The sequence below is a fragment of the Corynebacterium crudilactis genome (assembly GCF_001643015.1).
GTDB lineage: Bacteria > Actinomycetota > Actinomycetes > Mycobacteriales > Mycobacteriaceae > Corynebacterium > Corynebacterium crudilactis.
The window spans coordinates 1,259,283-1,283,464 of the sequence record NZ_CP015622.1 but is presented as its reverse complement, the minus strand read 5'-3'; the positions used below and the strand labels follow the sequence as shown (position 1 = coordinate 1,283,464).

The window sequence follows — 24,182 nt, the reverse complement described above, 5'->3', positions numbered from 1 at the left end:
GAAGCTATATTAAACCATGTTAAGAACCAATCATTTTACTTAAGTACTCTCATCCATCACGATGGGAGTCATGGAAATCTTCATGACAGGTCTGCTTTTGGGGGCCAGTTTATTGCTGGCCATTGGCCCGCAGAATGTACTGGTGATTAAACAAGGAATTAAGCGTGAAGGCATCACGGCTGTCATCATCGTGTGCCTCTTATCCGATATCGTGCTCTTTGCTGCAGGAACGCTAGGCGTTGGCATTATCTCTGACGCCGCACCAATTGTGCTCGATATTTTGCGCTGGTGTGGCATCGTCTACCTGCTTTGGTTCGCTACCCTTGCTGCCAAGGATGCTTTCAAAGCAAAAACTGAACCCGTGACCATTATCGAAAACACGGAACCAACCGCGAATGAGGCCACCCCTATGGGAAGCTCTTCCGGTTCGGCGGTGACCACTGCGACAAGGCACGTGCCGCTGAAGGTAAGCGTCGATAAGCAGCGGGTGTGGGTAAAGCCCATGTTCATGGCGATTGTACTAACCTGGCTCAACCCGAATGCCTACTTGGATGCATTCGTGTTCATCGGCGGCGTGGGCGCGCAATACGGCGAAATAGGCCGCTGGGTATTCGCAGCTGGCGCATTGTGCGCCAGCCTGATCTGGTTCCCCTTAGTGGGCTACGGCGCAGCGGCACTATCGCGCCCGCTGTCCAGTCCCAAAGTCTGGCGCTGGATCAATGTCGGTGTGTCCATCGTATTGACCGCATTGGCGATCAAACTGATAGCAATGGGCTAGTTTTCCCGAGTTTTAGAATCCGTGGCCTTCGCCCAAATATTGATGCCGGCATCATGGGAAATCTCATCGATCGCCGTCAACTCGGCAGCGCTAAAGTCTAGATTATTCAACGCATCAAGGCTGTTATCCAACTGTTCCACCGATGATGCACCGATCAACGCGCTGGTCACGGTATCTGCATTGTATTCGCCCTGCTCACGCAATACCCACGCCAATGCCATCTGCGCAAGCGTCTGACCTCGCTCCTGAGCAATATCGTTGAGCTTGCGCACCATATCAATATTGTCCACATTCAACATGCCCTCGGACAAAGATTTGCCCTGGCTTGCACGGGAGCCCTCCGGAATACCATCAAGGTATTTATCGGTGAGCAGCCCTTGCGCAAGCGGCGAAAAGGCAATAACGCCCAAACCATTATTCGAGGCCGACTGCAGCAAAGACTCACCATCATCGCCAGGTTCTTCCACCCAACGATTCACAATGGAATAGCTTGGCTGATGAATAAGCAGCGGACACCCCTCTTCCGCCATAAACTCCGCAGCCTCAGCAGTCAGCTCTGGGCCATAGGAAGAAATTCCCACGTAGAGCGCTTTTCCAGAAGCAACAATGTCACGCAACGCATACATTGTTTCCTCCAGAGGGGTATCTGGATCAGGTCGGTGATGGTAGAAAATATCCACATAATCCACGCCTAGACGCTCCAAAGACTGATTAAGCGAACTCATCAGATACTTACGCGAACCGCCAAAGCCATAAGGGCCAGGCCACATATCCCAGCCAGCTTTAGAAGAAATGATCAACTCATCGCGATGGCCTTTAAGATCCTCGTTTAAGATTCTTCCAAAATTAGTTTCCGCAGAACCTGCTGGTGGACCATAGTTATTGGCCAAATCGAAGTGCGTTACTCCCCTATCAAACGCGCGGTGAATGATGCTGCGCTGCGTGGACAGCGGTTTATCATCACCGAAGTTGTGCCACAGTCCAAGTGAGACTACGGGCAGCTTCAGCCCAGAATTTCCCACCTTACGATAAATCATTGAGTCATAGCGATTGTCTGCTGGTTGATATGCCATGACTGCCATTGTCCTCAGTTTGTGGTGTTCCTGCCACAACGCGTGGTGCATACGAAGAAAAGCAGCCAATCCTCAAGCGGATTGACTGCTTTTCTTATCTGGCCGGGTTTTATTTATCCAGACTTATTTATCCAGACTTATTTGACCAGACCGAAGCCGCCGGTCCAACCGATCTTCTCAGAGCCAGCGAGTGTGAGCTGCAGGAATCCAACTGCTTCAAGCTCATGCGCACGCTTCAAAGATCCCGCATCAAGAGCGTCTACGCCACCTGCGTTCACATCTGCAATCAGAGCGCTCTTTGCTTCCGCATCATCGCCTGCAACTAAAACGGTGGTGACAATATCCCCGACCGTGCCAGAAGCTAAAGTAGCAGCGAAGTTAGTGTTGAATGCCTTCAAAACGCGAGAGCTTGGAAGCTTGGCTTGGATCTCTGCAGCCGCGGAAGAACCAGTAGGAACAACGAGGGAATCAAAAGTTTCGAAGTTCAATGGGTTGGTGATATCGATAACCGTCTTTCCGGCGAAAGCTTCCTTGTGAGTTTCAATAATGGATTCCACTGCTGGGTAAGGGACAGCTAGAACGATAACGTCACCGTTAATTGTGGCTGTATCTGAGTCTGCAGATCCAATGTGTTCTACGGTGGCACCGGCATTGGTCAAAATGCCTGCAATTGCAGTTGCCATATTGCCGCGGCCGAAAATGGTGTAAGTAGTCATTGTGTTGTTCTCCTTGTGTGAAATGGTTTCAGTGGGTGTCATGGCTTTGGAAACTTGCTTATTTCCGAAGAGCTTGCTGAGCAATTCTTTGATCATGAGATTCACATTAGACCTAAATTGCTTGACATGTCAAGTAATTTACTTAAAAGAAAAGCTCCCCGTCTCAAAGGGAGCGATTCTCTAACTTGGCTACTGAATGCGTTTAACAGCTCAGCAGCCAGTAAAACTAAGCTAGCTTCTTAGCGATCAGCTGGTTAACCTGAGCTGGGTCAGCCTTGCCACGAGTTGCCTTCATCACGGCACCGACGATAGCGCCAGTAACCTTGGTGTTGCCAGCACGGTACTTTTCTACGATATCTGGGTTTGCAGCCAAAGCATCATCGACAGCCTTCTCAATTGCACTGTCATCGCGAACAACTTCGAGTCCACGGGAAGCCACAACTGCGTCTACATCGCCTTCGCCAGCAATAACGCCATCGATAGCCTGACGAGCCAACTTGTTGGTCAGCTTGCTCTCGGAAACAAGCGCAACCACGCGAGCCACATGAGCTGGAGCAACGCCCAACGCATCTAGTTCAACACCGGTCTCGTTTGCCTTCTGAGAGATGTAGGAAACCCACCATGCACGAGCCTCATCTGGAGTGGTGCCAGCTTCAACGGTCTCGATGATCAGATCAAGCGCGTTAGCGTTGATCAGGTCACGCATTTCAGCGTCAGACAGTTTCCACTCTTCTTGAATGCGCGCGCGACGAACCCACGGAAGCTCTGGAAGGGTTGCACGAATCTCTTCAACCCACTCGCGTGGTGCAATAACTGGAGGCAGATCAGGATCGTTGAAGTAACGGTAATCCTCAGCGGTCTCCTTTGGACGACCCTTGGAGGTACTTCCATCAGTTTCCTGGTAGTGGCGAGTTTCCTGGTCGATAATTCCACCGTTGTCCAACACCTGAGCCTGGCGCTGCATCTCAAAAGTAATGGCCTGCTCAACAGACTTCAAGGAGTTGATGTTCTTGGTCTCTGTACGAGTACCGAATTCTTCCTGACCAATTGGGCGCAGGGACAGGTTGGCATCAACGCGCATTGAGCCCTGATCAAGGCGGCCATCAGAAACACCAAGTGCCTTAACAAGATCACGCAGCGCGGAAACATATGCCTTGGCGATCTCTGGAGCACGAGCACCAGCACCCTCAATAGGCTTGGTCACAACCTCAATCAATGGGATGCCCGCACGGTTACAGTCAACCAAAGAGGCAGTCGCGCCATGGATACGGCCAGAAGTGCCACCCAAGTGAGTGAGCTTGCCGGTATCCTCTTCCATGTGAGCGCGCTCGATCTCTACACGCCACTCAGTTCCATCTTCCAACACAACATCCAAGTAACCCTCATACGCGATTGGCTCATCATACTGGGAGATCTGGTAGTTCTTTGGCTGATCTGGGTAGAAGTAATTCTTACGCGCAAATCGTGAGGACTCAGCGATGCTGCAGTTCAGCGCCAGTCCAATTTTAATTGCCCACTCCACGCCCCTGGCGTTTACTACTGGAAGAGCGCCCGGAAGTCCCAAGGAAACCGGGTCAACGTTGCTGTTAGGCTCAGCGCCAAAGTGTGCAGAAGAAGCGGAGAACATCTTCGTCTCAGTGCCCAGTTCGACGTGGACCTCAAGTCCCATCACCGGGTCATATTTCTCTAGAACTTCATCGAAGTCCATCAGATCATAAAAGGCTGCAGTCATGGATCATTATTCTAGTCATCATTAAGCAAGCATGTTGCTATGGGGTGGCACGCTAAGCACCACAGTTGTCCACCTGGACTAATAGCACCGCTAAATCAGCATTCAAATGCACAGAAAAACCCGCTTGGCTTATAGATAAAAACCAAGCGGGCCAACGAGGAAAGACATCGTTTTATACCGAAGTTTCTCCAGAAGATGAAGCAGAAATCTCTTGCCCCTTTTGTGCCGCCCGCTTATCGGCAGCTCGGCACACTGCCGCAAGAAGCGCGCCAGAAAGGTTGTGCCATACAGAGAAAATAGCACCAGGCAACGCAGACATTGGCGACATATACTGTGAGGCAAGTCCGGCAGCAAGACCAGAATTTTGCATACCAACTTCAATTGCGGTGGTACGTCGAGCGGCCGCTGGCTGACCAGTGAATTTTGCGGCGAGATAACCAAGGGAATAGCCCAGAGTGTTGTGAATAATCACAGCAGCAAGTACAAGCAGTCCAGCTTCAAGGATCTTGTCCCTAGAACCTGCAACCACGATGGCAACGATTAGGGAAATTGCTACGACCGAGATCCATGGCAATAAAGGCAAAATCTTGCCGATGAGGGTTGGGAAAACCAAACGCACAACAAGTCCGCCCACAACTGGGATCAGCACAACCTGAACGATCGATACTGCCATGTCTGCAGCATTAAGTGGCATGTACTGCCCCGCCAACCAAAGAGTGAGCAAAGGTGTCAGAAGTGGTGCCAACAATGTGGAGATGGATGTCATGGTGACAGACAGTGCGACATCTCCGCGCGCCAAATAGGACACAACGTTGGAGGATGTACCTCCAGGTGCACAACCGACCAAAATAACACCAGCGGCAATCTCTGCCGGCAGCTGCAGCATCCACACCACAAGCAATGCAGTCAACGGCATGATGACAAATTGTGCAACCACACCAATTAGGACTGGTAGTGGACGTTTAGCAACAAGCGCGAAATCCACTGGCTTTAGGGTCAGGCCCATGGCAAACATGATGATTCCGAGCAATGGATTGACCCATGAGGAAATATTGAGCACCACGTCTGAGGCAGTGAAGCCGATTATGCCACCGATAATGACCAAAACCGGAAAACCTAGCGCAGCAATATATGCCGCTCTGTCTTCTGATTTCGGTGTCTTGAGTTCAACTTGAGTACTCATTAGCTCCCTTAGCCCTAACCTAAACAATTTCCCAAGGTATGAGATGTTTTCATAATTTTGTCTCAAATTATTTATTTGATGCAAATAATTCCCCCCGCAGCCACCAAGACCCCAGCCTCGCTAGGCCAGCACTCCCCCCCCCATCCCCTCCCAGCGCTGCCACCACAAGGCCTAAGGAAACATTCAGACCACCCAACACTCAGGATCTTCTCCAGGATCCCCCTAACCCCATTCCATCCCATACGAGGTAATAGCAATGATGCTTAGCGGTGCAGATTATGATGCAAAACAGCTATCCCACACCGCTTTTAATAACACCCCCGATAATTGGCGCAATCACCAATTCCCAGCCACTTAGAAAAGGAAGAAACCGACGCCACCATGAATTCAAAAATCACAGTGGAGCCGGTTTAAACGGATTCTACGGACTAGCTGGCGTCGAAAAGCGATGCCTCGTTGGGGATGGTGGGAACTTGCAAGCGGCGGTGGAGCCGCTCCAGCAAGGTGAGCTTTACAGCAGGCCACTCATCATTGGTGATGGAGTAGATGACCGTATCGCGCACGGTGCCATCGGGATGAATGCGATGCTTGCGCAACACACCATCTTGTTTCGCCCCGAGTCGCTCAATAGCCGCGCGGGAGCGATGATTATGCCAGTTGGTGCGAAATTCCACGGCATTAACTCCAAGAACTTCAAAAGCTCGCTGAAGCTGTAAGAATTTCACGGAAGGGTTAATGCCGGTTCCTTGAACATGGGCAGCCATCCAGGTGCGCCCAATTTCAAGCCGTTTATTTGCATGGTCAAGGGTATGGAATGCAGTCATTCCAACGGCGCGGCCAGTTGCAGAGGAAATGATTGCCCAGGGCGCACATAATCCATCTTCATGTTCCGCCAGCCTGCGGTCGATTTCTTCGGCCATTCCATCTGGGGTGGGTAGAGCGACGAACCAATGACGCCACAATTCTTGTGAGGCGACAGCTTCTTGGAGATCTTGAGTCCACTGATGTGACAGTGGCTCGAGGATCACCGCGTCGTTCGCCAGACGCGGGTTTTCAGCGAGTTGCATGAGATGAATATAGTCATAGAATTGCGTTTTGTCCTATTTTCGGCAAAGGCACAGTTTAAAACTATTAAATTCATTGCTTTTCGACGCTTAAGTGCACCTGTTCCACAGCGCTTGGAGCGCTGTAAAACAGGTGCACAAAAACTGACAGTTTCCTAGAAAGCCACGCCTGCTTTAAAGATCACATTGGCATATGCAGTGGTCTCCCCTGTCCGCACCACAAATGCACAGTCAGACAGTCGCGCTTTAAGCTCCTCATGATCAATCACCTCATGAGAAACCTCCAGCAAATCGCGGATGTGTTTGGGTGTGCCATCGGCAATGAGTGCGCCTTCAACAACTACTTCTGGCTTTAAAGCTGCAATAACTTGCTCGAAACTTGGAATACCAAACACTAATGAAAGATCAATGATCTCCACGTGATCTGGAATAGGTAGTCCACAGTCTGCCACGGCCCACGTATCAGTATGACCAAGACGTGCGATGGCATAACACAGGTCCGGGTTGAGTAAGCCAGATCGTTTCATCAGGATCTACTTGAACTCTGCGACGTTATCGAGCTTGACGGTGACAACCTCAACTGGAACTTCTTCTTCCGCGTCTTCACCCTTGAGCAACTTGGCTGCTTCTTCCACAGCCTTGGCGCCGAGTTCTTCTGGCTGCTGCGCAATGGTGGCCAGCATGCGACCATCTTCCACAGCCTTGAGGCCATCGTTGGTACCATCGAATCCGACAACGATAACGTCTTGACCAGCACGTGCGCCTAGAGCTTCGATTGCGCCGAGAGCCATTTCATCATTTTCAGCGAAAATAGCCTTCACGTTAGGGTGTGCCTGCAGCAGGTTGGTTGCCACATCAAGACCCTCGCCGCGGTCAAAGTTAGCGGTCTGCTTTGCTGCGATGGTAATCCCCTCATGCTTCGCAATTTCTTCTTCGAAGCCCTTGCCACGATCACGTGATGCAGAAGAACCAGCAATACCTTGCAACATGAGGATCTCTCCTTCTCCGCCAATTGCTTCTGCCAGAGCTGCGGCAGCCTGTGCGCCACCAGCAACATTGTCAGATGCCACGAAGGATGCGATGTCTCCACTGCTTGCGGAACGATCCACTGCTACAACTGGAATATCAGCCTGGTTGAGTGCTTCAACGGATGGAACAACAGCATCAGAGTCAGTTGGGTTCACGATGACCACGCCGGCGCCGGTGGTAATGGCGTTGTTAAGCTGGTTCGCCTGAGTTGCTGCATCATCAGATGCATCTTGAACATTCAAGGTCACGCCAAGTTCAGTAGCTTTCTCCTGAGCGCCATCACGAAGCTGCACAAAGAATGGGTTGGTCTGGGTGGACAGCGCCAGGGTAATGGAACCACCGGTGGCATCGCCGTCTGCGCTGGTGTCGGAAGAGTCACGGTTGCAGGCGGTCAAGCTGAAAGCCAAGACTGCAGATGCGGACAGAGCAATGAGTTTACGAGCGTACATGTGAGATATTCCTTTCAGGAATTATTTGGAAGTTTTGTTTCGGATGACATCGAAGCCCACCGCGAGTGCGATGACGCAGCCGATGACGATCTGTTGCCAAAAAGAGGACACATTCAAAATGTTCAAGCCATTGCGGATCACGGCCAACAAGATTGCACCAATCAAGGTTCCTGTTGCTTTACCCGTACCTCCGGCCAGTGATGCTCCACCAATCACCACAGCGGCGATCGCATCGAGTTCATAACCAACACCTGCTTGTGGCTGTGCAGAGGACAAGCGGCCAGTCATCACCAGACCTGCCAGCGCTGCATATACTCCAGCCAGCGCGTAGACCATGACCAGGATTTTCTTCACGGGCAGACCCGAGAGACGCGCAGCTTCCATATTGCCGCCAATGGCATACATGGATCGGCCAAGTACTGTGCGGCTCAAAATGAACCAGCACACGATTCCAGCCAACGCCATCATGAGGATGGGCATCGGGATGCCAAAGTAAGTACGACCCAAAGCATTAACAGCAGGAGCACTAGGAATCGGTGAGCCTTGGGAAATAACCAAGGTGATACCACGCGCAATCGACATCATGGCCAACGTTGCGATAAATGCAGGCAGCTTGCCATACGCAATCGAGATGCCAGAGATCGCACCAGCTAAAAGACCAATGAGCAGGCCAATAATTAGTGTGATCCAACCAGGTAGGCCCACCTCTGCGAAGAAATAGGCCGAGGTCATTGCGCCTAATGCTGCAACTGATCCCACGGAGAGGTCAATACCTGCGGTCACAATGACGAAAGTCATGCCGAACGCAAGGATCGCCACAGTTGCAGATTGGATGCCGATATTAACGAGGTTTGGAATAGTGAGAAAGTGCGGCGTGGCAATGAACAAGCCAATGCACAACGCGATAAGTCCAACTAAAGCACCATTGTTGAGCATCCAATGTCCAATTTTGGATGCAGTTGTGGACTTATTTCGAGTAACGGTTGCAGTACTCAACGGTCCTCCTTCATAAGCTCGATTTCTGCAGCTGCTTCATCAGTGATGGAATCTTCCACCTGGGATACGGCTAATGCCATGACATCATCTTGAGTCGTACCTTCTACAGGAATTTCTCCTGCGATGCGTCCACCTGACATCACTAAAATGCGGTCTGCCATGCCTAGGACTTCCGGTAGTTCGGAGGACACCATTAACACGGCGCCGCCCTTTTCGGTGATCTCATTGATGATGTTGTAAATCTCTACTTTGGCGCCGACATCAACGCCACGGGTCGGTTCGTCGAGAAGCAACACGTTGGAACCTGCAAGCACCCAGCGGCCGAACACGGCCTTTTGCTGATTGCCTCCCGATAAATCGCGGATCGGCTGTTTGATGTTTGCCATCCGGATGCGCAGTTTTTCTGCTACTTCCATCGCGCGTCGGTGTTGGCCGGAGCGATCAACCAAACCTGCTTTGGCGGTTGATCCCATCGTGGCAAGCCCAAGGTTGTCCTCCACAGAGGAACCTAGCACCAAGCCCTGCGCTTTACGGTCTTCTGGAATATGCCCGATACCATGTTTGATTGCTTCCGCAATATCGCCACCGCGCAATTTCTTGCCAGCAACAATCACATCTCCGGAATCCACCCGATCCACACCAGCGATAGAACGCACCACTTCTGTGCGCCCTGCACCAACGAGGCCCGCCAGGCCAACCACTTCGCCTGCTCGGACGGTCAAGGAAATATCGCTGAATCGTCCTGCCGCATTAAGGTTTTTTACCTCCAGGAGTGGTTCGCCGATTGGTGGAGCACTGCGTGGATATTGGTTTTCAATGCTTCGCCCAACCATGAGACGAACAAGTTCATCTTCGTCAGTATCGGCTGGAAGCTCCGCAATGAATTGACCATCACGCAACACAGAGACGGTATCGCCAATGCGTGCAATCTCATCCAAGTGGTGTGAAATAAACACCATGGCCACGCCTTTGGCCTTCAGCTCATCGACCACCTTGAACAGCTGTTCAATCTCCCGGCCGGTCAGAGCCGCAGTAGGTTCATCCAAGATGAGGATGCGTGCATTCATCGACAGCGCTTTGGCGATTTCCACCATCTGCTGCCTGGCAATGCCCAGGGAGCCCACTTGAGCATTCAGATCAACATCAACGCCGATAAGATCCAACGCAGCTTGCGCCTGCCTGCGCAGATGTTTGAAATTAACAAGCCCCCACTTTTTCGGGGTGCGTCCCAGCATGACGTTTTCTGCAACTGTCATGGTGGGCACCAGGTTTAATTCCTGGTGAATGGTGGCAATGCCATAAGATTCTGCAGTCTTCGTATCTGGCAAAGTGGTTGGCTTTCCATCCACTAAAATCTGACCACCATCTGGCTGATATACGCCAGACATCATCTTGATCAGTGTTGATTTACCAGCACCATTTTCGCCCAACAGAGCCAGCACTCTACCTGGACGCACATCAATGCTGACCTGGTTGATCACATTCACAGGACCAAAAGATTTAGATACTTTGTCTAGCTGCAGGATGGGCGCGGGATCATCATTATGCAGAGTATGGTTCATGCTCTCCATCAATAATCACCCCTGGTTCGCTTTACGCGCAGCTTTTGCAGCGGCCTTTTCGGCAGCTTTTTGAGACACGGCCGTTGATCCATGAATATTGAGGCGTGTTGGAATCACAACCGATTCCTGCACGGATTCTCCAGCAATCAATTTCTGCAGCATCTCGAAAGAACGCCGTCCCATTTCTTGCACATGCTGATCAATAATGCTCAGCGGTGGGTTTTGGAGCCTGAAGATTGGATTGTTATCAAATCCAATAAGTTGGACATCCTCGCCGATTTTCAGATTCATCTCATGAATCGCTAGCAATGCACCAATTGTCATCATGGAATCACCCGCAATGATGGCGTTTGCGCCCTGTTCAATCAGCACTTTGATGCCGTCATAGCCAGATTCTTGGCGGTATCCGCCGTAATAGACAGCAGCTCCAATAATTCCTCGTTCAACACAAAGCTTTTCAAAAGTGTTGAGACGCAATTGCCCAGTAGAGGTGTCTTGAGGACCAGCAAGGTAGCCCAATTGCACATCAGCAGCCACAAGTAGATCAACAGCCTCGGTCATGCCTGGCACTGGATCAGAGGTAACTGAAGGAATCGAGGCGTTGGCAAAGCTACGGTCAGCCAAGACCACAGGCACTCCCCTGTTGATCAGATCACTTACTTGGTCTTCAGATTGAATATGTGGAACCACAATGATGCCGTCGAGTCGCTGATCATCCATGATGGCCAACGTTTGCCCAAGTAGCTCTGGGTTTTCTTCAGAGTTGGACAAAATCGTGGATACTCCGGCTTCACGTGCCACTTTTTGAATCGACGCAGCCAATGAAGAGAAATATGGGTTCTCAATGTTGGGAATGATGACACCGATGGTGTCAGTCCGAGATTTACGCAAGGCACGGGCTTGAGCATTGGGTCGGTAATTCAGCTTTTGAGCTGCCTCAATCACACGGAGACGTGTGGATTCCGGAATGCTTGCGTTATTGGCCAATGCCCTCGACACGGTGCTAACAGAAAGCTGCGTTGCGTGCGCGATATCCTTGAGCGTTGTAGCTCGCTTCTTAGGCATTGGGGTTTCGGAAGCCATTTCCTCACCACCTTTCTGGAAAGGTACCCCTATTGTGGGATAAGAACTTGATGCAAACGATTGCATTGTGTTTAAGTTGAACTTATCCCGCCCACCCCAGGCAAGTCAAGACGCCCAAGTCACAGTTTATGCACAGTTTGACTTGAGACACTTATTTAAATGCAGACATAAAAATACAGCCCCTCCGCCATATCTGCGAAAGGGCTGTAATAAATGAGGATCTGACCTCAAAAGACAGGAGACTATCCGAACATTGCCTGAGCTGTCACCCAGCGCTCAAGTGGAACTTCTTTAAGAGTGCCCACGGCTTCTTCGAAAGAAATCATCTTAATGCTTTCCCCCTTAAGGGCCACAACCTTGTCAAAGTTTCCCTCGTGGCAAGCACGAGCTGCACGCACGCCATAACGAGTTGCCAGCACACGGTCAAAAGCCGTTGGGGTACCACCGCGCTGGATATGCCCAAGCACAGTTGTGCGCACATCATGGCCAAGACGAGCATGGATTTCATCAGCGATCTGCTGACCAATTCCAGTAAAAGTCTTATGCCCAAATTGGTCGATATGACCTTCACGCAGATCCATGGTGCCTTCACGTGGAAGTGCACCCTCAGCCACGACGATAATGCCGTATTTTTCACCCATCTGAAAACGACGTTCCATGGCTTTGCAGATTTCAGCAATATCAAAAGGAACTTCAGGGATCACCGTGTAGTGAGCTCCACCCGCCATACCAGCATGCAGGGCAATCCAACCAACATGCCTGCCCATGACCTCAACGATCATGACGCGGTTGTGGGATTCTGCAGTGGTATGCAGGCGATCCACTGCATCAGTAGCAACAGCTACCGCAGTATCAAAACCGAAGGTGAAGTCTGTGCCGTTCACATCGTTGTCAATGGTCTTTGGAACACCTACAACAGGGATACCATTATCAGAGAGCCATTTAGCACCCTTGAGGGTGCCTTCGCCGCCAATGGGGATCAGTGCATCAATACCAGCATCAGCCAGGTTTTCCTTGATTTGATCAATGCCCGCCTTGAACTTATCTGGATGCAGACGACCAGTACCCAAAATGGTGCCACCGCGAAGGAGGATTCGATCAATATCTTCGTCGTCATAAAGCTGTACACGACGATCGGCTAGTAGTCCCTCCCAACCATCTTGATACCCCACGACGGTGGAACCGAACTCATTGCTTGCTGTACGGACGATTCCTCGGATAACGGCGTTAAGTCCGGGGCAGTCGCCGCCTGACGTGAGAGTGGCAATTCGCATATCTTCCATATTAAACCCATCACAACACCTGTGCCGGAACAATCATCCAAAAATAACTGAACACACCCCCTGGCGGACAGAAAAAAATAGCCCTGACCACCTTTTTTAAACGCAAGAGCTGCAGTTTTAGCAACAAATGAATCTTGCCCGAGCGGACATGTGTTGTACTACACAATTTTTGATCGGGCAAGAGCTGAGCAAGAATTATGCAGAAATTTCCCCAAAAGGGTTTCCGGAACGCCACCAGAATAATTTTTCTCTCTAAACTGGCTCAGCATGGATATGAAACTTAAGAAAGCATCACAAGTTAGTACCGCAACTGCTGTTGCAGCAGGTCTTATCGGTGGCTGGTTGACTGCCCGTGAATCAGGCATCCGCCCATTGGGCACCATCCCATTGGCAGCTTCAGGCGCATTGGCAGTGCGTAGCTGGAATAAAAAGAAGGGACCGGCTGTCGCAGCTGGTCTCTTGACCACCTATATCGGTGCATTTGGGCTATCCCACCCACTAGCGAAGAAGATCGGTGCATGGCCAGCAGTTCTTACCGTAACTGCTGGAGCGGCTGCGATCGCGTACGCAGTTTCTGATTCCCAGTAAAGACTCAGTAGCACCTCGGTAGAACATTAGGAGGGCGGCGGCCAAATACAGACTGCCGCCCTCCATTATTTTTTAAGACTTAGCCAGGCTTTGTTCTTCCGCCTCATTTTGTTCGTTGAATTCCCGCTTGGACGCCTGCCACTGATCTTCAGTCATGCCGAGCCTCCAGTAGCCGGAAATAGAAGCATCCGCTTTGGATACCTCTCCTTCCACAAAGAGGAATTTTCGGGTTTCCTTCACCATTTCTGCAACACCATGAATAAACCACGATGTCTTCTTGGTGGGATAACCGTCCTGGCGGAGGGCGTCGATAAGCAAAGTGCCATGTGTAGCGCCATCGCGGGGCACCCAAACAACCTCAATTGACTCGCTGGTGGGGGCGTCGAAAAGCGCAGAGGCAGTGGAGATTTCAATAAAAGCCTTTGCCGTGGTGCCTGCGGGCAATTGTTCTAGGCCGGCAAAAATGGCAGGTGCTGCGGCTTCATCGCCGGCGAACACGAAATGTTCATAACCGGTTTCAGGTTTCCATGCGCCACCTGGGCCGCCGAAAGCGATAATATCCCCCACGGCTGCTTGCTGTGCCCATGGTCCAGCCAATCCGTCTGCGCCATGGGCAACAAAATCAATATCGAAGGCTCCCTGGACAGTATCCACGGTGCGCAAGGTATAGGTGCGTCGCACAGGCAAGTGCTCCCGAGGCTTCGTTGCAGCGATTTCTGCCGGATCAAAAGGCCAAGAATAATCTGCACCTTGTGGAACGAACAGGATCTTGATGTAGTGATCACTAAAGGGAAGTTCAGCGCCAATAACCTCTGGGCACTCGAAACTCAGGCGGATAAGATCTGGGGACAGCTGCTGGACACCCGTCACGGTCGCAGTTTTCATTTTCATCTCACGCTTTTTCCGTGGCGCTTGCGCAGCTTCTACAGATCCCATGGATTCATATCCCCTCTTATCGATACATCTTTAACTAACCTAGGTAAGCCTAACAAATTTGGAGGAAACAAGAAAGACCCCGGCATTTCCTGCATTGAGCAGAAAAGACCGAGGCCTTACGTTTAAACGCTATTTACTTACGACCAGCTTCGAACGCTGCACCAACGCGGTACAGACGATCATCCTGGAATGCAGGAGCCATCAACTGCAGGCCGACTGGCAAACCGGTATCAGATGCCAAACCGGAAGGCAGGGACATACCAGCAAGTCCAGCCAAGTTCAGTGGCAGCGTACACAGGTCAAAGTTGTACATCTCCAGCGGATCAGTAACCTTCTCCCCTAGCTTGAACGCGGTGGTTGGAGTGGTTGGTGAAACGAGGATATCTACCTGTTCATATGCCTTAGCGAAATCCTGGGCGATAAGGGTACGTACGCGCTGCGCCTGGATATAGTACGCATCGTAGTAACCCACAGACAAAGCATAAGTACCAAGAATGATACGACGCTTCACCTCAGGTCCGAATCCCTGCGCACGGGTATAAGCCATAACTTCATCCGCGGAACGGGTTCCATCATCACCAGCGCGCAGACCGTAACGCATGCCGTCGAAACGAGCAAGGTTGGAGGAAACTTCACAAGGAAGAATCAGGTAGTAAGCACCCAGTGCATCATCGAAGTGTGGGCAATCCACTTCCACGATCTCTGCACCCTGGGAACGCATCTGCTCAACAGAAGCGTGGAAAGCTTCCAACACGCCAGGCTGGTAGCCATCGCGGTCAAACTGCTTAACCACACCGACCTTAATGCCCTTAAGATCACCATTCGCGCCTTCGCGAGCTGCCTGCACAACTGGTGCCACAGCGCGGTTAACTGAAGTTGCATCGAAAGCGTCGTGGCCTGCAATAACCTCGTGGAGCAAAGCAGTATCTAGCACGGTACGTGCGGTTGGGCCACCCTGATCCAGGGAAGAAGCACATGCAATCAAACCATAGCGAGACACCGTGCCATAGGTTGGCTTCACGCCAACAGTATTGGTCAATGCAGCTGGCTGACGGATGGATCCACCAGTGTCAGTACCAATAGCCAACGGCGCCTGCCCTGCAGCAAGTGCTGCAGAAGAACCGCCACCGGAACCACCAGCGGTGCGTTCCAGGTCCCATGGGTTATGGGTTGGGCCATAAGCAGAGTTCTCTGTAGAAGAACCCATTGCGAACTCATCCATGTTGGTCTTGCCCAAAATTGGGATACCAGCTTCACGGATCTTGCGGGTCACAGTTGCGTCATAAGGGCTCATGTAGCCCTCAAGCATCTTCGATGCTGCCGTAGTTGGCGCATCAGTGGTAGTAAAGACATCCTTCAGCGCAAGCGGCACGCCAGCCAAAGCCGAGGCAGGTGCCTCTCCAGCGTCTAGACGCTTATCGACGTCATCCGCCGCCGCCAAAGCTGCATCGTTGCCGACATGCAGGAAGGCATGAATGTCGCCGTCGACTGCTGCGATGCGATCAAGGTGCGCTTGGGTAACTTCGCGAGAAGTTACTTCGCGAGAATGAATAAGACCAGCCAGTTCAGCGGCGGTCTTTGTGGTCAGCTCGTTTTCAGAGCCTTCAACCAGGTACTTGTTGGTCATAATAATTAGTCGCCCTCACCCAGAATCTGCGGAACCATAAAACGTCCATCCTCAACAGCTGGCGCTTGATCCAAAGCAGCTGCAGCATCGAGGGTTTTGTGCACGACATCTTCACGCATGGTGGTGGCAATGCTGTGCGGGTGGCTCATAGGCTCAACCCCTGCCGCGTCAACGTTTTGAACTGCGGACACATATCCAACAATATCGTCGATCTGTCCAGCGAACTGCTCGAGCTCTTCTTCGGTGAGCGCCAGTCTGGAAAGTTTGGCAAGGTGAGCGACCTGGTCGCGCGAAATCTCAGGCACTTGGTTTCTGGTCCTCTTCGCTAGTCACAATGGGTATAAAATGATTTAACTTACGCACGCGTGCGTAACTGTTGGTCTATCTTACTGCACGCGATGGACACACATCGGCGAGGGTGCAACCATCAGGATATTCAATTGGGAGATTTTTGTCCTGGCATAAAAAAACGGTGGTACTGTCGAAACTAATTGTCCCCTAGTTTTGAAAAGAAGGAAGCGATCCAATGTCATTCCTGATCCGCGTCCTGTTGTCCGATACCCCTGGCAGCCTGGCCTTATTGGCAGAAGCTCTAGGACTAGTTGAGGCTAATATTCAGTCCGTGGATGTGGTGGAACGCTTCCCCAATGGCACCGTCATGGACGACCTGGTGATCTCAATCCCACGCGATGTCATGGCCGACACCATCATCACCGCCGCTGAAGAAGTCGACGGCGTGGAAGTGGATTCCATTCGCCCATTTTCTGGAACAGTTGATCGACGTGGACAAATCCACATGCTCGCATCCGTTGCCCAGCAGCGCCGAAATGTCACCCGTGCAATGGAAGAAATGGTCGATGTCATTCCACGCACCATGACATCCGGCTGGGCACTGGTGATAGATCTCAAAGGCACTATCGCCCGCATCGCCGGTTCCCAAGCCGCACCCGAAGATGATGGCACCGTTCCAGAAAACATCGAGCTCTCAGAAGCTCGCCTCCTCAACCCAGAAAACGAATCCTGGGTTCCGGAATCCTGGTCCTTGTTGGATTCTTCCCTGGCCATTGCCCCCATTGGCAAGCATGGTCTCGCATTAATCATCGGTCGCCCGGGTGGCCCTGATTTTCTCGCCAGCGAAGTAGAACACCTCGGCCAGCTAGGCACCATCATCGGAGCAATGCTGCACAAGTAGTACGTAGTGGCAAGACCAGGTGGCCAAGAGCAAAGTCTTCTTGGCTGTTCCTGGCTCTTCTTGATCGGTTGAGTGTCACAGAACCTCATCACAGGCGCCTCATCGGTTACTTCTATACTTAAAACCGGCCACAGGTGCCCATAGTGTAGATTTCAGCTCTCCGTGGGCACTGTGGTTTGGTTATCCAAGCAGATAACCGGTCATAGGTGCCCACGGATCAGGTTTTGAGGGTCCGTGGGCACTGTCGTTTGGTGTGGCTAAATCCTGCTACCAAAGTACGAAAAAAGTGCCCTCCCAGAATCGATTTTAAGAGCCTTAAAACAATTACTTCATATAAATACTCATTCTAAAAATCGAATGCCTTAAATAAGCGTATAAGAGATTGCGCGGATAGGTTAAGGCCGACGTGTCGAACGGGTGTCCCAGCAATAGGTGATCCATGCTTCCCGGATCAGCCTGCGGATAATGATCACCGCATTAGCTAACGCAATAAACGCCTCAACAACCCGACCCCGACGCTCAGTACAGATCCCCAATTTCTTGAAACCTCTGGTGGGCCAGGAATTCGTGCGTTCCACCACCCACCGAGCCCCAGCCTGCAAAGGCTGCCCCTTGGCACTAATTACCCAGTCATAACCGAGTTCGCTCAGCAGACTCCTGGTTTTCTTCGAATCGTACCCAGCATCCAAATGCACCGTAATGCGACCAGGTAGATGATCCCCAAACCTCGATAATGTCTTTAATGTTGGGACCAGCAAAATTGAATCATGCCGATTCGCCCCAGCAATCACACACCCCAAAGGAATCCCGTTACCATCAACCATCAGGGAGCGTTTCGTGCCCTGTTTTCCCCGGTCAACAGGAGACCTTCCAGCTATCTCACCACCACACGGTGCTTTAACGATGCACCCATCAACACTGATGTTGTCCAGGGCTAATCCGATAATACGGTCGTAGGACTCTAGGCAGATCTGTTCCAACTTGTGGAAGATTCCGGCGGTGATCCATTCATCCCGGCGTGCCCGACGTGTGGTCGCTGAGCAGGTGGAATCAGAGATCTTGAGATAGGAGGCACCGAGGACGAGAACTGCGATGAGTTTGTCGAAGATGATCCGGTCACTGATGCGTGGGCGGTGACAGCGTAGTGGGTGGGTGTCGATCAGTGGTGGGATTAACCTGGAGAATTGGTGCCAGAGGGGGTCGATGATAGATGATGGCAGGGCAGGCACGAGTGCTCCTGGGTGTTGTATGTTTTCTTGGTCGAATTCATATCTATCAGGCCTCGTGTCTGCTTTATTTCATTACCCCACCTTCACACCCTATCCGCGCAATCTCTAAGCCGCTACTTTTTAGCACAGTGCTGGTCGCTTGGTCTGGCATAAAAAATTCCCCAAGGATATTTTTCCTTGGGGAATTTTTAATTACTCATCAGCCGATCCGGTGGCAAGCAAACGAACAAATCCTTCTTCGTCCAAAATACGCAATCCCAGTTCTTCCGCCTTTGTCGCCTTAGAACCTGCATTCTCGCCAACGACGACATAGTCAGTTTTCTTAGAGACAGATCCGGATGCTTTTCCACCACGAGAGATAATGGCTTCTTTGACAGAATCCCTCGTAAATCCTTCCAAACCTCCAGTGACCACGATGGTGAGACCTTCGAGAGTTTGTTCAGCCACCTCCCCTACTTCTTCTTCCATCGTGACACCGGCTGCTGCCCACTTCTCCACGATTGCTTGATGCCACTCAATCTCAAACCAGTCTTTGAACGACTGGGCAATGATCGTGCCCACACCATCGGTGTCGGAGAGTTCCTCGAGGGGAGCGTCGATAAGCGCCTGGATGGAATGGTAGCGACCTGCAAGGGCGCGCGCTGCGGTGGGACCTACGTGCCTGATCGACAGCGCAACGAGGACGCGCCACAGATCAGTGCTCTTGGACTTTTGGAGGTTATCCAGCAATTTCTTGCCGCTGGCGTTTACCTTGCCGGCGTTGGTGGTGTATACCTTGGAGCGCAGCAGGTCCTCTTCAGTGAGGTCAAATAGGCCAGACTCATCAGCCAAAATGCCCGTGCGGATAAGATCCTCCGCACCCTTTTCGCCCAATGCTTCAATATCAAAAGCTCCACGGCCACCAAGATAGGTCAAGCGAGTGGACAACTGACCTGGGCAGCTTTGATTATTGGGGCAGCGCCAATCCACATCATCAACCTTCGCCGGAGCCAAACGAGTACCACATTCTGGGCATAGTGTTGGGAAAATATATTCCCGCTCAGTGCCATCACGTAGCTCCACGACAGGTCCTAGAACCTCGGGAATAACCTCGCCGGCTTTACGAATGACCACGGTGTCACCGATCAACACACCCTTGCGTTTCACTTCGCTCTGGTTGTGCAGCGTTGCCATAGACACAGTAGAACCTGCAACCAGCACAGGCTCCATCACGGCAAATGGGGTCACGCGACCAGTTCTGCCCACACCAACCTGAATATCTATCAGCTTGGTGGTGACTTCCTCTGGAGGATACTTATACGCAATAGCCCAACGCGGCGCACGGCTCGTAGAGCCCAACGCACGCTGCGAAGCAATATCATCGACCTTGATCACCAGGCCGTCCATCTCATGCAACGCATCGTGGCGATGATCAGCCCAATAGCTGACCTTTTTCACCACTTCTTCTGGATCCGTGACAGCCTCTGTGTATGACGATGTAGGCAGACCCCACGCAGCCAACGCCAAATACGCATCATGCTGCGATACAGGATTAAAACCTTCAGCAAAACCAAGTCCGTGGCTAATCATTCGCAGACGACGTTTCTTGACATCCTCCACATTTTTCTGACGTAAAGAACCAGCCGCAGCATTGCGTGGATTAGCAAACGGCTTTCCACCATCGGCGATACGCTGTGCATTAACCTCTGGGAAATCCTCCACCGTGATAAAAACTTCACCGCGGATTTCCAATACTGCCGGCACTGGATATTCCTCAGTGCCTTTCAGTTCATGCGGGATATCTTCAATCACGCGAGCATTCACCGTGATGTCCTCGCCGACCCGACCATCACCACGAGTAGCGGCACGCTCCAGCTGACCGTTTCGATACACCAAATCAATAGACAGACCATCGATTTTCAACTCAGTTAAGTACTGCTTGGCAGGAGTTCTGGCCAACCAGTCACGCAGCTCCTGCTCATCAAAAACATTGTCCAAGCTGAGCATGCGCTCTAGGTGCTCAACATTGTCAAAGCTAGACTGCTCCGCCACTGGAGCACCAACAACCATCGTTGGGCTATCCGGTACAGCCAGCTCCGGATGATCTTCCTCCAACTGCTGAAGCTGCTTGAAAAGCGCATCAAAATCAGCATCCGTGATCTCCGGCTGTTCGTTGTAATAACGATCACGGTGATATCGAACCTGTTCGGCCAGTTCATTCCACGTTCTACGCAATTGAGCATTATCTTCAGTCACGGTTCCCGATTCTAACCTTTGGGGCCGACACGAACACTCTTCGCACAGATGTTCAGGCAAAACAGGCCCAGTTATGAACACCGACTTTCTATAAACACACCCCATAAAAAGCTACCGGGGGCACCCGCTGTCGCATACGACTATTAGGGTTAGAAACCATGAACCAACAAAACAACGCCTCTACTGCAGTACCGAGCTTTGATCCTGCCAAAATGCTCTCCTTCGATCTGGAGACCACCGGAGTCAATCCCTTGGACACCCGCATCGTCACCTCAGCCATGGTGACCATCACCAGCAAGGGCGCAGAACCTCTAGAACTCCTCGCTGATCCAGGCATTGAGATTCCCGAAGGCGCCACCGCAGTCCACGGCATCACCACCGAATATGCTCGCGCCAACGGTCAACCCCACGCAGAAGTCCTCAATGAAACAATCGCAAGGTTGCGCGCCGGGTGGGAAGCTGGCCTCGCGGTGATTGTGTTCAATGCGTCTTATGATCTAACCGTACTGCGCAGCCACGATCCAAGCTTCACCATCGATGGCTTGGTTTATGATCCGTTTGTCATTGACAAGATTAAGGATCGCTACCGCAAGGGAAAGCGCACCCTGACTGATATGTGTGCTCATTATGAGGTACAGCTGGGCAACGCTCACGAAGCCACCTCAGATGCACTCGCTGCAGCACGTATTGCGTGGAAGCAGGCCCGTATGTGGCCAGAGCTCACCTCCATGACCGGTGAAGAGCTCATGGAATTTCAAGCAGTGAAGTACTACGAGCAGCAAAAGAACTTCCAAAAATACCTCATTGGCCAAGGCAAAGACGGCTCTGATGTAAATACCTCCTGGCCTGTACAAACAGGACCAACTGCTTAGCGCCCAGCTGCTTTCCCGCCAAGTACTTTCCCTTTTCTCGAGCCACCACCATCCACGCGTGTGAAGGAAAACTCAACGTGTCTGACAACAAGCAGAATCTCTCCTCACAGGAGGCTCTAGAAACTGCACCCAAAGCATACCCAGCCATGCCACTTCCAGAAAAGCAGGCATGGCCAGCACTGATTGCTCTGTGCATCGGGTTCTTTATGATCCTGTTGGATCAAACCATCGTGGCAGTGTCCACGCCAGCGCTGCAGGCAGACATGGGTGCTTCCTATAACGAAGTCATTTGGGTTACCTCGATTTATCTGCTGACCTTCGCGGTTCCACTGTTGGTGACTGGTCGGTTGGGCGATAAATACGGACCCAAGAATGTCTATGTCACTGGCATGATTATTTTCACCTTGAGCTCACTTGCTTGTGGTCTGGCACCTGACATGTTGACGTTGATCATTGCCCGTGGTGTCCAAGGCTTAGGTGCCGCATTATTAACGCCGCAAACCATGGCTACTATCAACCGAATCTTCGCTTTTGAGCGCCGCGGCGCAGCTCTGGGCGTATGGGGTTCCACCGCTGGTTTAGCATCGCTTGCAGGTCCAATCTTGGGTGGTGTCATCACAGAGAACTGGGGCTGGCAATGGGTCTTCTATATCAATCTGCCCATCGGTGTGCTCTCCGTAATTGCAGTCTTAAAGTTTGTGCCTGAGTTCCCTCCACTCACTCGCCCACTGGATCCCCTGTCCATTGTGTTATCCATTGCAGCGGTCTTCTTCCTCGTCTTTGCTTTTCAACAAGGAGAAAGCGCGGGATGGGCTGCGTGGATTTGGATCATGATCATTGCAGCGGTTGTTCTTTTTGCGTGGTTTATCTTCCAACAAAGCCGTGCGGAGAAATCTGGAAATGATCCCCTGGTTCCACTGCAGATCTTTAAATCACGGAACTTCAGCCTCGGCAATATCTGCATTGTTGCCATGGGATTTACTGTGGCAGGCACACCATTGCCGATCATGTTGTACTTCCAGCAGGCTCATGGAATGAATGCCATGGAAGCTGGATTCATGATGGTTCCCCAAGCTCTCATGGCTGCCGTGCTGTCACCATATGTAGGCAAACTTGTTGATCGTTCCAACCCCGGCAGGCTTGCAGCCCTTGGTTTTAGCGCTGTAGCTCTTTCTATTTTAGGGCTCGCACTGACCATGATTTTTGACTTGGGTCTAGTCTGGGCACTTGTTGCAATGACGTTATTGGGTATTGGTAATGCCTTTGTGTGGGCACCTAACTCCACATCCACCATGCGCGATTTACCACCTAAGTTTATGGGTGCAGGCTCTGGAGTCTTCAACACCACGAGGCAACTAGGCTCTGTCATCGGCGCTGCTGCGATTGGTGCTGTAATGCAAATTCGCCTTGCCACAGGTGCCGAAGGTGCTGCTTTTGGCCAAGCACTCCTACTCGCTGCAGCCGTTCTTATCATCGGCATTGTGGCCTCACTAATGGCCAGCAATACCGCACAGACTAAGTCCGCAGTAAAGAAATCTTAGAGGTTTTAAAGATCACCAGAATCTTTAGCCAGCATCCCTGCCATCACATGCGCCATCCGGTAGGCCTGGGCTGCTTGCGTGATAGTGGTGGCAGCTGCAGTGCCCTCCGCCAAGGATCCACGCGGATGGATATCAATGTCATCCACGAGATAGCTTCGATTCACGCCCAAACGATCAAAGAAGCGAGCCACCTCAACAGCTTTTTCACGAGGACGCTCTAACAATTCATCCACAACATCACTGCTGCTTGTCACGCCTAAGCCAAGGCGGATACCTGAAGTAATCGTCTCGCCAAATCCATCGAGGTGTTCATTGCCGCGAACTTTATCCATCGATACCTGAACGGTACGAGCACCAGCACCTCGGGCCACCTCCCACGAAGGAATCTGGTCCGTGAGGTTGAGGTAAGTCATCCCCTCGATTGAGCTAAAGACCTGCTGCAAACGCTCATTGATATCAGCGATGTTGACGGGACGGATGATATCGAAAGTGGAAGTACCGGGGAGGGATCCGTCGATAAGCGAACGCAGCTCCGGCTCATCAATTTGTACTTGCACTTCGGCGCGGAATCTCCGCGCAACCTCGCGTGCATGGGTGTCAATGCCCGCGATTAGCGCTTGCGTGAGATCGCGCATCGCACCGCGATCGGTAAGAACGCGGTGCCCATTGACCAGCTCAATGCGCGCACCTAAAGTCCAGGGACCAGCAACTTGGATTTTTAGCTTGTCGACGCCCGTTCCCCAGGTTTCCTCGCACGCATCCAAATCCATGTCCAGGAAATCGCCGGTCAGGTGCGTCAATCTGCTGGGGCGTGTGCTCATCACCCAAGATCGGGCCCCGCGATCAACGTTGATCATGTCCAGCAGACCGACGGTTCGACCGATCAGATCAGCACCCAAACCTCGCGCCGGAAGCTGAGGAATATGGAGAAGATCGCCCGTTTCACCCTGAATAATGTCGGCGGCTTCCGCGGCGGATTTTCCAGGAAGCTCACCTAAACCATAAGCGCCCAAT

Annotated in this window: 22 protein-coding genes; 5 read left to right on the top strand and 17 right to left on the bottom strand. The window is 51.7% G+C overall.

What is annotated here, in order from left to right; all coding sequences use genetic code 11:
* Positions 1 to 61 precede the first annotated feature (61 nt).
* Positions 62 to 778, top strand: a complete 717-nt coding sequence (gene lysE / locus ccrud_RS06070) for an L-lysine exporter (protein ID WP_066565316.1) — start codon at positions 62 to 64, stop codon at positions 776 to 778.
* On the opposite strand, the gene mgrA is transcribed toward lysE, so the two are convergent.
* The 11 genes from mgrA to ccrud_RS06015 all read right to left on the bottom strand — a co-directional run bounded on the left by mgrA (position 775) and on the right by ccrud_RS06015 (position 12,939).
* The gene (gene mgrA, locus ccrud_RS06065) at positions 775 to 1,860 is read right to left on the bottom strand and encodes an L-glyceraldehyde 3-phosphate reductase (protein ID WP_066565315.1); all 1,086 of its coding nucleotides are present in this window, start codon (positions 1,858 to 1,860) and stop codon (positions 775 to 777) included. The two genes, lysE and mgrA, sit on opposite strands and share 4 nt — an antisense overlap.
* 128 nt (positions 1,861 to 1,988) lie before the next feature.
* Entirely contained in the window at positions 1,989 to 2,567 is a 579-nt protein-coding gene (locus ccrud_RS06060) for an NADPH-dependent F420 reductase (RefSeq protein WP_066569623.1), read from the bottom strand.
* 226 nt (positions 2,568 to 2,793) lie between these two features.
* Positions 2,794 to 4,299, bottom strand: a complete 1,506-nt coding sequence (gatB, locus tag ccrud_RS06055) for an Asp-tRNA(Asn)/Glu-tRNA(Gln) amidotransferase subunit GatB (RefSeq protein ID WP_066565314.1) — start codon at positions 4,297 to 4,299, stop codon at positions 2,794 to 2,796.
* Positions 4,300 to 4,471: 172 nt separating this feature from the next.
* On the bottom strand, positions 4,472 to 5,482 hold the full coding sequence (locus tag ccrud_RS06050; protein WP_066565313.1) for a bile acid:sodium symporter family protein: 1,011 nt from the start codon (positions 5,480 to 5,482) through the stop codon (positions 4,472 to 4,474).
* Positions 5,483 to 5,910: 428 nt separating this feature from the next.
* Positions 5,911 to 6,549, bottom strand: coding sequence for a GNAT family N-acetyltransferase (locus ccrud_RS06045; protein ID WP_066565312.1), 639 nt, complete (start codon positions 6,547 to 6,549; stop codon positions 5,911 to 5,913).
* 152 nt (positions 6,550 to 6,701) lie between these two features.
* Entirely contained in the window at positions 6,702 to 7,073 is a 372-nt protein-coding gene (gene rbsD, locus ccrud_RS06040; protein WP_066565311.1) for a D-ribose pyranase, read from the bottom strand.
* 6 nt (positions 7,074 to 7,079) lie between these two features.
* Positions 7,080 to 8,024 carry a D-ribose ABC transporter substrate-binding protein gene (locus tag ccrud_RS06035; protein WP_066565310.1) on the bottom strand — a complete coding sequence of 315 codons (945 nt, stop codon included), beginning with the start codon at positions 8,022 to 8,024 and terminating at the stop codon, positions 7,080 to 7,082.
* A gap of 21 nt (positions 8,025 to 8,045) precedes the next feature.
* A complete protein-coding gene (locus tag ccrud_RS06030; protein ID WP_066565309.1) occupies positions 8,046 to 9,020 on the bottom strand; it encodes an ABC transporter permease in 975 nt (324 codons plus the stop codon).
* Positions 9,017 to 10,582 (bottom strand): sugar ABC transporter ATP-binding protein, encoded by a 1,566-nt coding sequence (locus tag ccrud_RS06025; protein ID WP_245670386.1) that lies wholly within the window; start codon positions 10,580 to 10,582, stop codon positions 9,017 to 9,019. Before ccrud_RS06025 ends, ccrud_RS06030 begins: the two co-directional genes overlap by 4 nt.
* Positions 10,583 to 10,597: 15 nt before the next feature.
* The gene (locus tag ccrud_RS06020) at positions 10,598 to 11,665 is read right to left on the bottom strand and encodes a LacI family DNA-binding transcriptional regulator (RefSeq protein ID WP_066565307.1); all 1,068 of its coding nucleotides are present in this window, start codon (positions 11,663 to 11,665) and stop codon (positions 10,598 to 10,600) included.
* Between the two features lie 242 nt (positions 11,666 to 11,907).
* Positions 11,908 to 12,939, bottom strand: a complete 1,032-nt coding sequence (locus ccrud_RS06015; protein ID WP_066569621.1) for a 6-phosphofructokinase — start codon at positions 12,937 to 12,939, stop codon at positions 11,908 to 11,910.
* Between the two features lie 276 nt (positions 12,940 to 13,215).
* Here ccrud_RS06015 and ccrud_RS06010 point away from each other — a divergent pair, with 276 nt between their 5' ends.
* Positions 13,216 to 13,536 carry a hypothetical protein gene (locus ccrud_RS06010; protein ID WP_066565306.1) on the top strand — a complete coding sequence of 107 codons (321 nt, stop codon included), beginning with the start codon at positions 13,216 to 13,218 and terminating at the stop codon, positions 13,534 to 13,536.
* Positions 13,537 to 13,608: 72 nt separating this feature from the next.
* Here the strand turns inward: ccrud_RS06010 and ccrud_RS06005 are convergent, their stop codons facing one another.
* From ccrud_RS06005 to gatC, 3 genes are all read right to left on the bottom strand, one after another.
* The gene (locus ccrud_RS06005) at positions 13,609 to 14,472 is read right to left on the bottom strand and encodes a siderophore-interacting protein (RefSeq protein WP_066565305.1); all 864 of its coding nucleotides are present in this window, start codon (positions 14,470 to 14,472) and stop codon (positions 13,609 to 13,611) included.
* Positions 14,473 to 14,605: 133 nt separating this feature from the next.
* A complete protein-coding gene (gatA, locus tag ccrud_RS06000; protein ID WP_066565304.1) occupies positions 14,606 to 16,099 on the bottom strand; it encodes an Asp-tRNA(Asn)/Glu-tRNA(Gln) amidotransferase subunit GatA in 1,494 nt (497 codons plus the stop codon).
* A 5-nt stretch (positions 16,100 to 16,104) separates the two neighbouring features.
* The gene (gatC, locus tag ccrud_RS05995; RefSeq protein WP_003854761.1) at positions 16,105 to 16,404 is read right to left on the bottom strand and encodes an Asp-tRNA(Asn)/Glu-tRNA(Gln) amidotransferase subunit GatC; all 300 of its coding nucleotides are present in this window, start codon (positions 16,402 to 16,404) and stop codon (positions 16,105 to 16,107) included.
* A 221-nt stretch (positions 16,405 to 16,625) separates the two neighbouring features.
* Between gatC and ccrud_RS05990 the strand changes: the two genes are divergently transcribed.
* Positions 16,626 to 17,291, top strand: a complete 666-nt coding sequence (locus ccrud_RS05990) for an ACT domain-containing protein (protein WP_066565303.1) — start codon at positions 16,626 to 16,628, stop codon at positions 17,289 to 17,291.
* A 395-nt stretch (positions 17,292 to 17,686) separates the two neighbouring features.
* Here the strand turns inward: ccrud_RS05990 and ccrud_RS05985 are convergent, their stop codons facing one another.
* Together ccrud_RS05985 and ligA are read right to left on the bottom strand one after the other, a co-directional pair.
* Complete coding sequence (locus ccrud_RS05985; RefSeq protein ID WP_066563802.1) at positions 17,687 to 18,520, bottom strand: IS5 family transposase; 834 nt, start codon at positions 18,518 to 18,520, stop codon at positions 17,687 to 17,689.
* 192 nt (positions 18,521 to 18,712) lie between these two features.
* Positions 18,713 to 20,755, bottom strand: coding sequence for an NAD-dependent DNA ligase LigA (gene ligA, locus ccrud_RS05980; protein WP_066565302.1), 2,043 nt, complete (start codon positions 20,753 to 20,755; stop codon positions 18,713 to 18,715).
* 158 nt (positions 20,756 to 20,913) lie between these two features.
* On the opposite strand from ligA, the gene ccrud_RS05975 reads away from it, so the two are divergent.
* Together ccrud_RS05975 and ccrud_RS05970 are read left to right on the top strand one after the other, a co-directional pair.
* Entirely contained in the window at positions 20,914 to 21,627 is a 714-nt protein-coding gene (locus tag ccrud_RS05975) for a 3'-5' exonuclease (RefSeq protein WP_066565301.1), read from the top strand.
* Between the two features lie 77 nt (positions 21,628 to 21,704).
* Positions 21,705 to 23,168, top strand: coding sequence for a DHA2 family efflux MFS transporter permease subunit (locus tag ccrud_RS05970; RefSeq protein ID WP_074025427.1), 1,464 nt, complete (start codon positions 21,705 to 21,707; stop codon positions 23,166 to 23,168).
* Between the two features lie 5 nt (positions 23,169 to 23,173).
* On the opposite strand, the gene ccrud_RS05965 is transcribed toward ccrud_RS05970, so the two are convergent.
* Positions 23,174 to 24,181 (bottom strand): uroporphyrinogen decarboxylase/cobalamine-independent methonine synthase family protein, encoded by a 1,008-nt coding sequence (locus ccrud_RS05965; protein ID WP_066565299.1) that lies wholly within the window; start codon positions 24,179 to 24,181, stop codon positions 23,174 to 23,176.
* Position 24,182 lies beyond the last annotated feature (1 nt).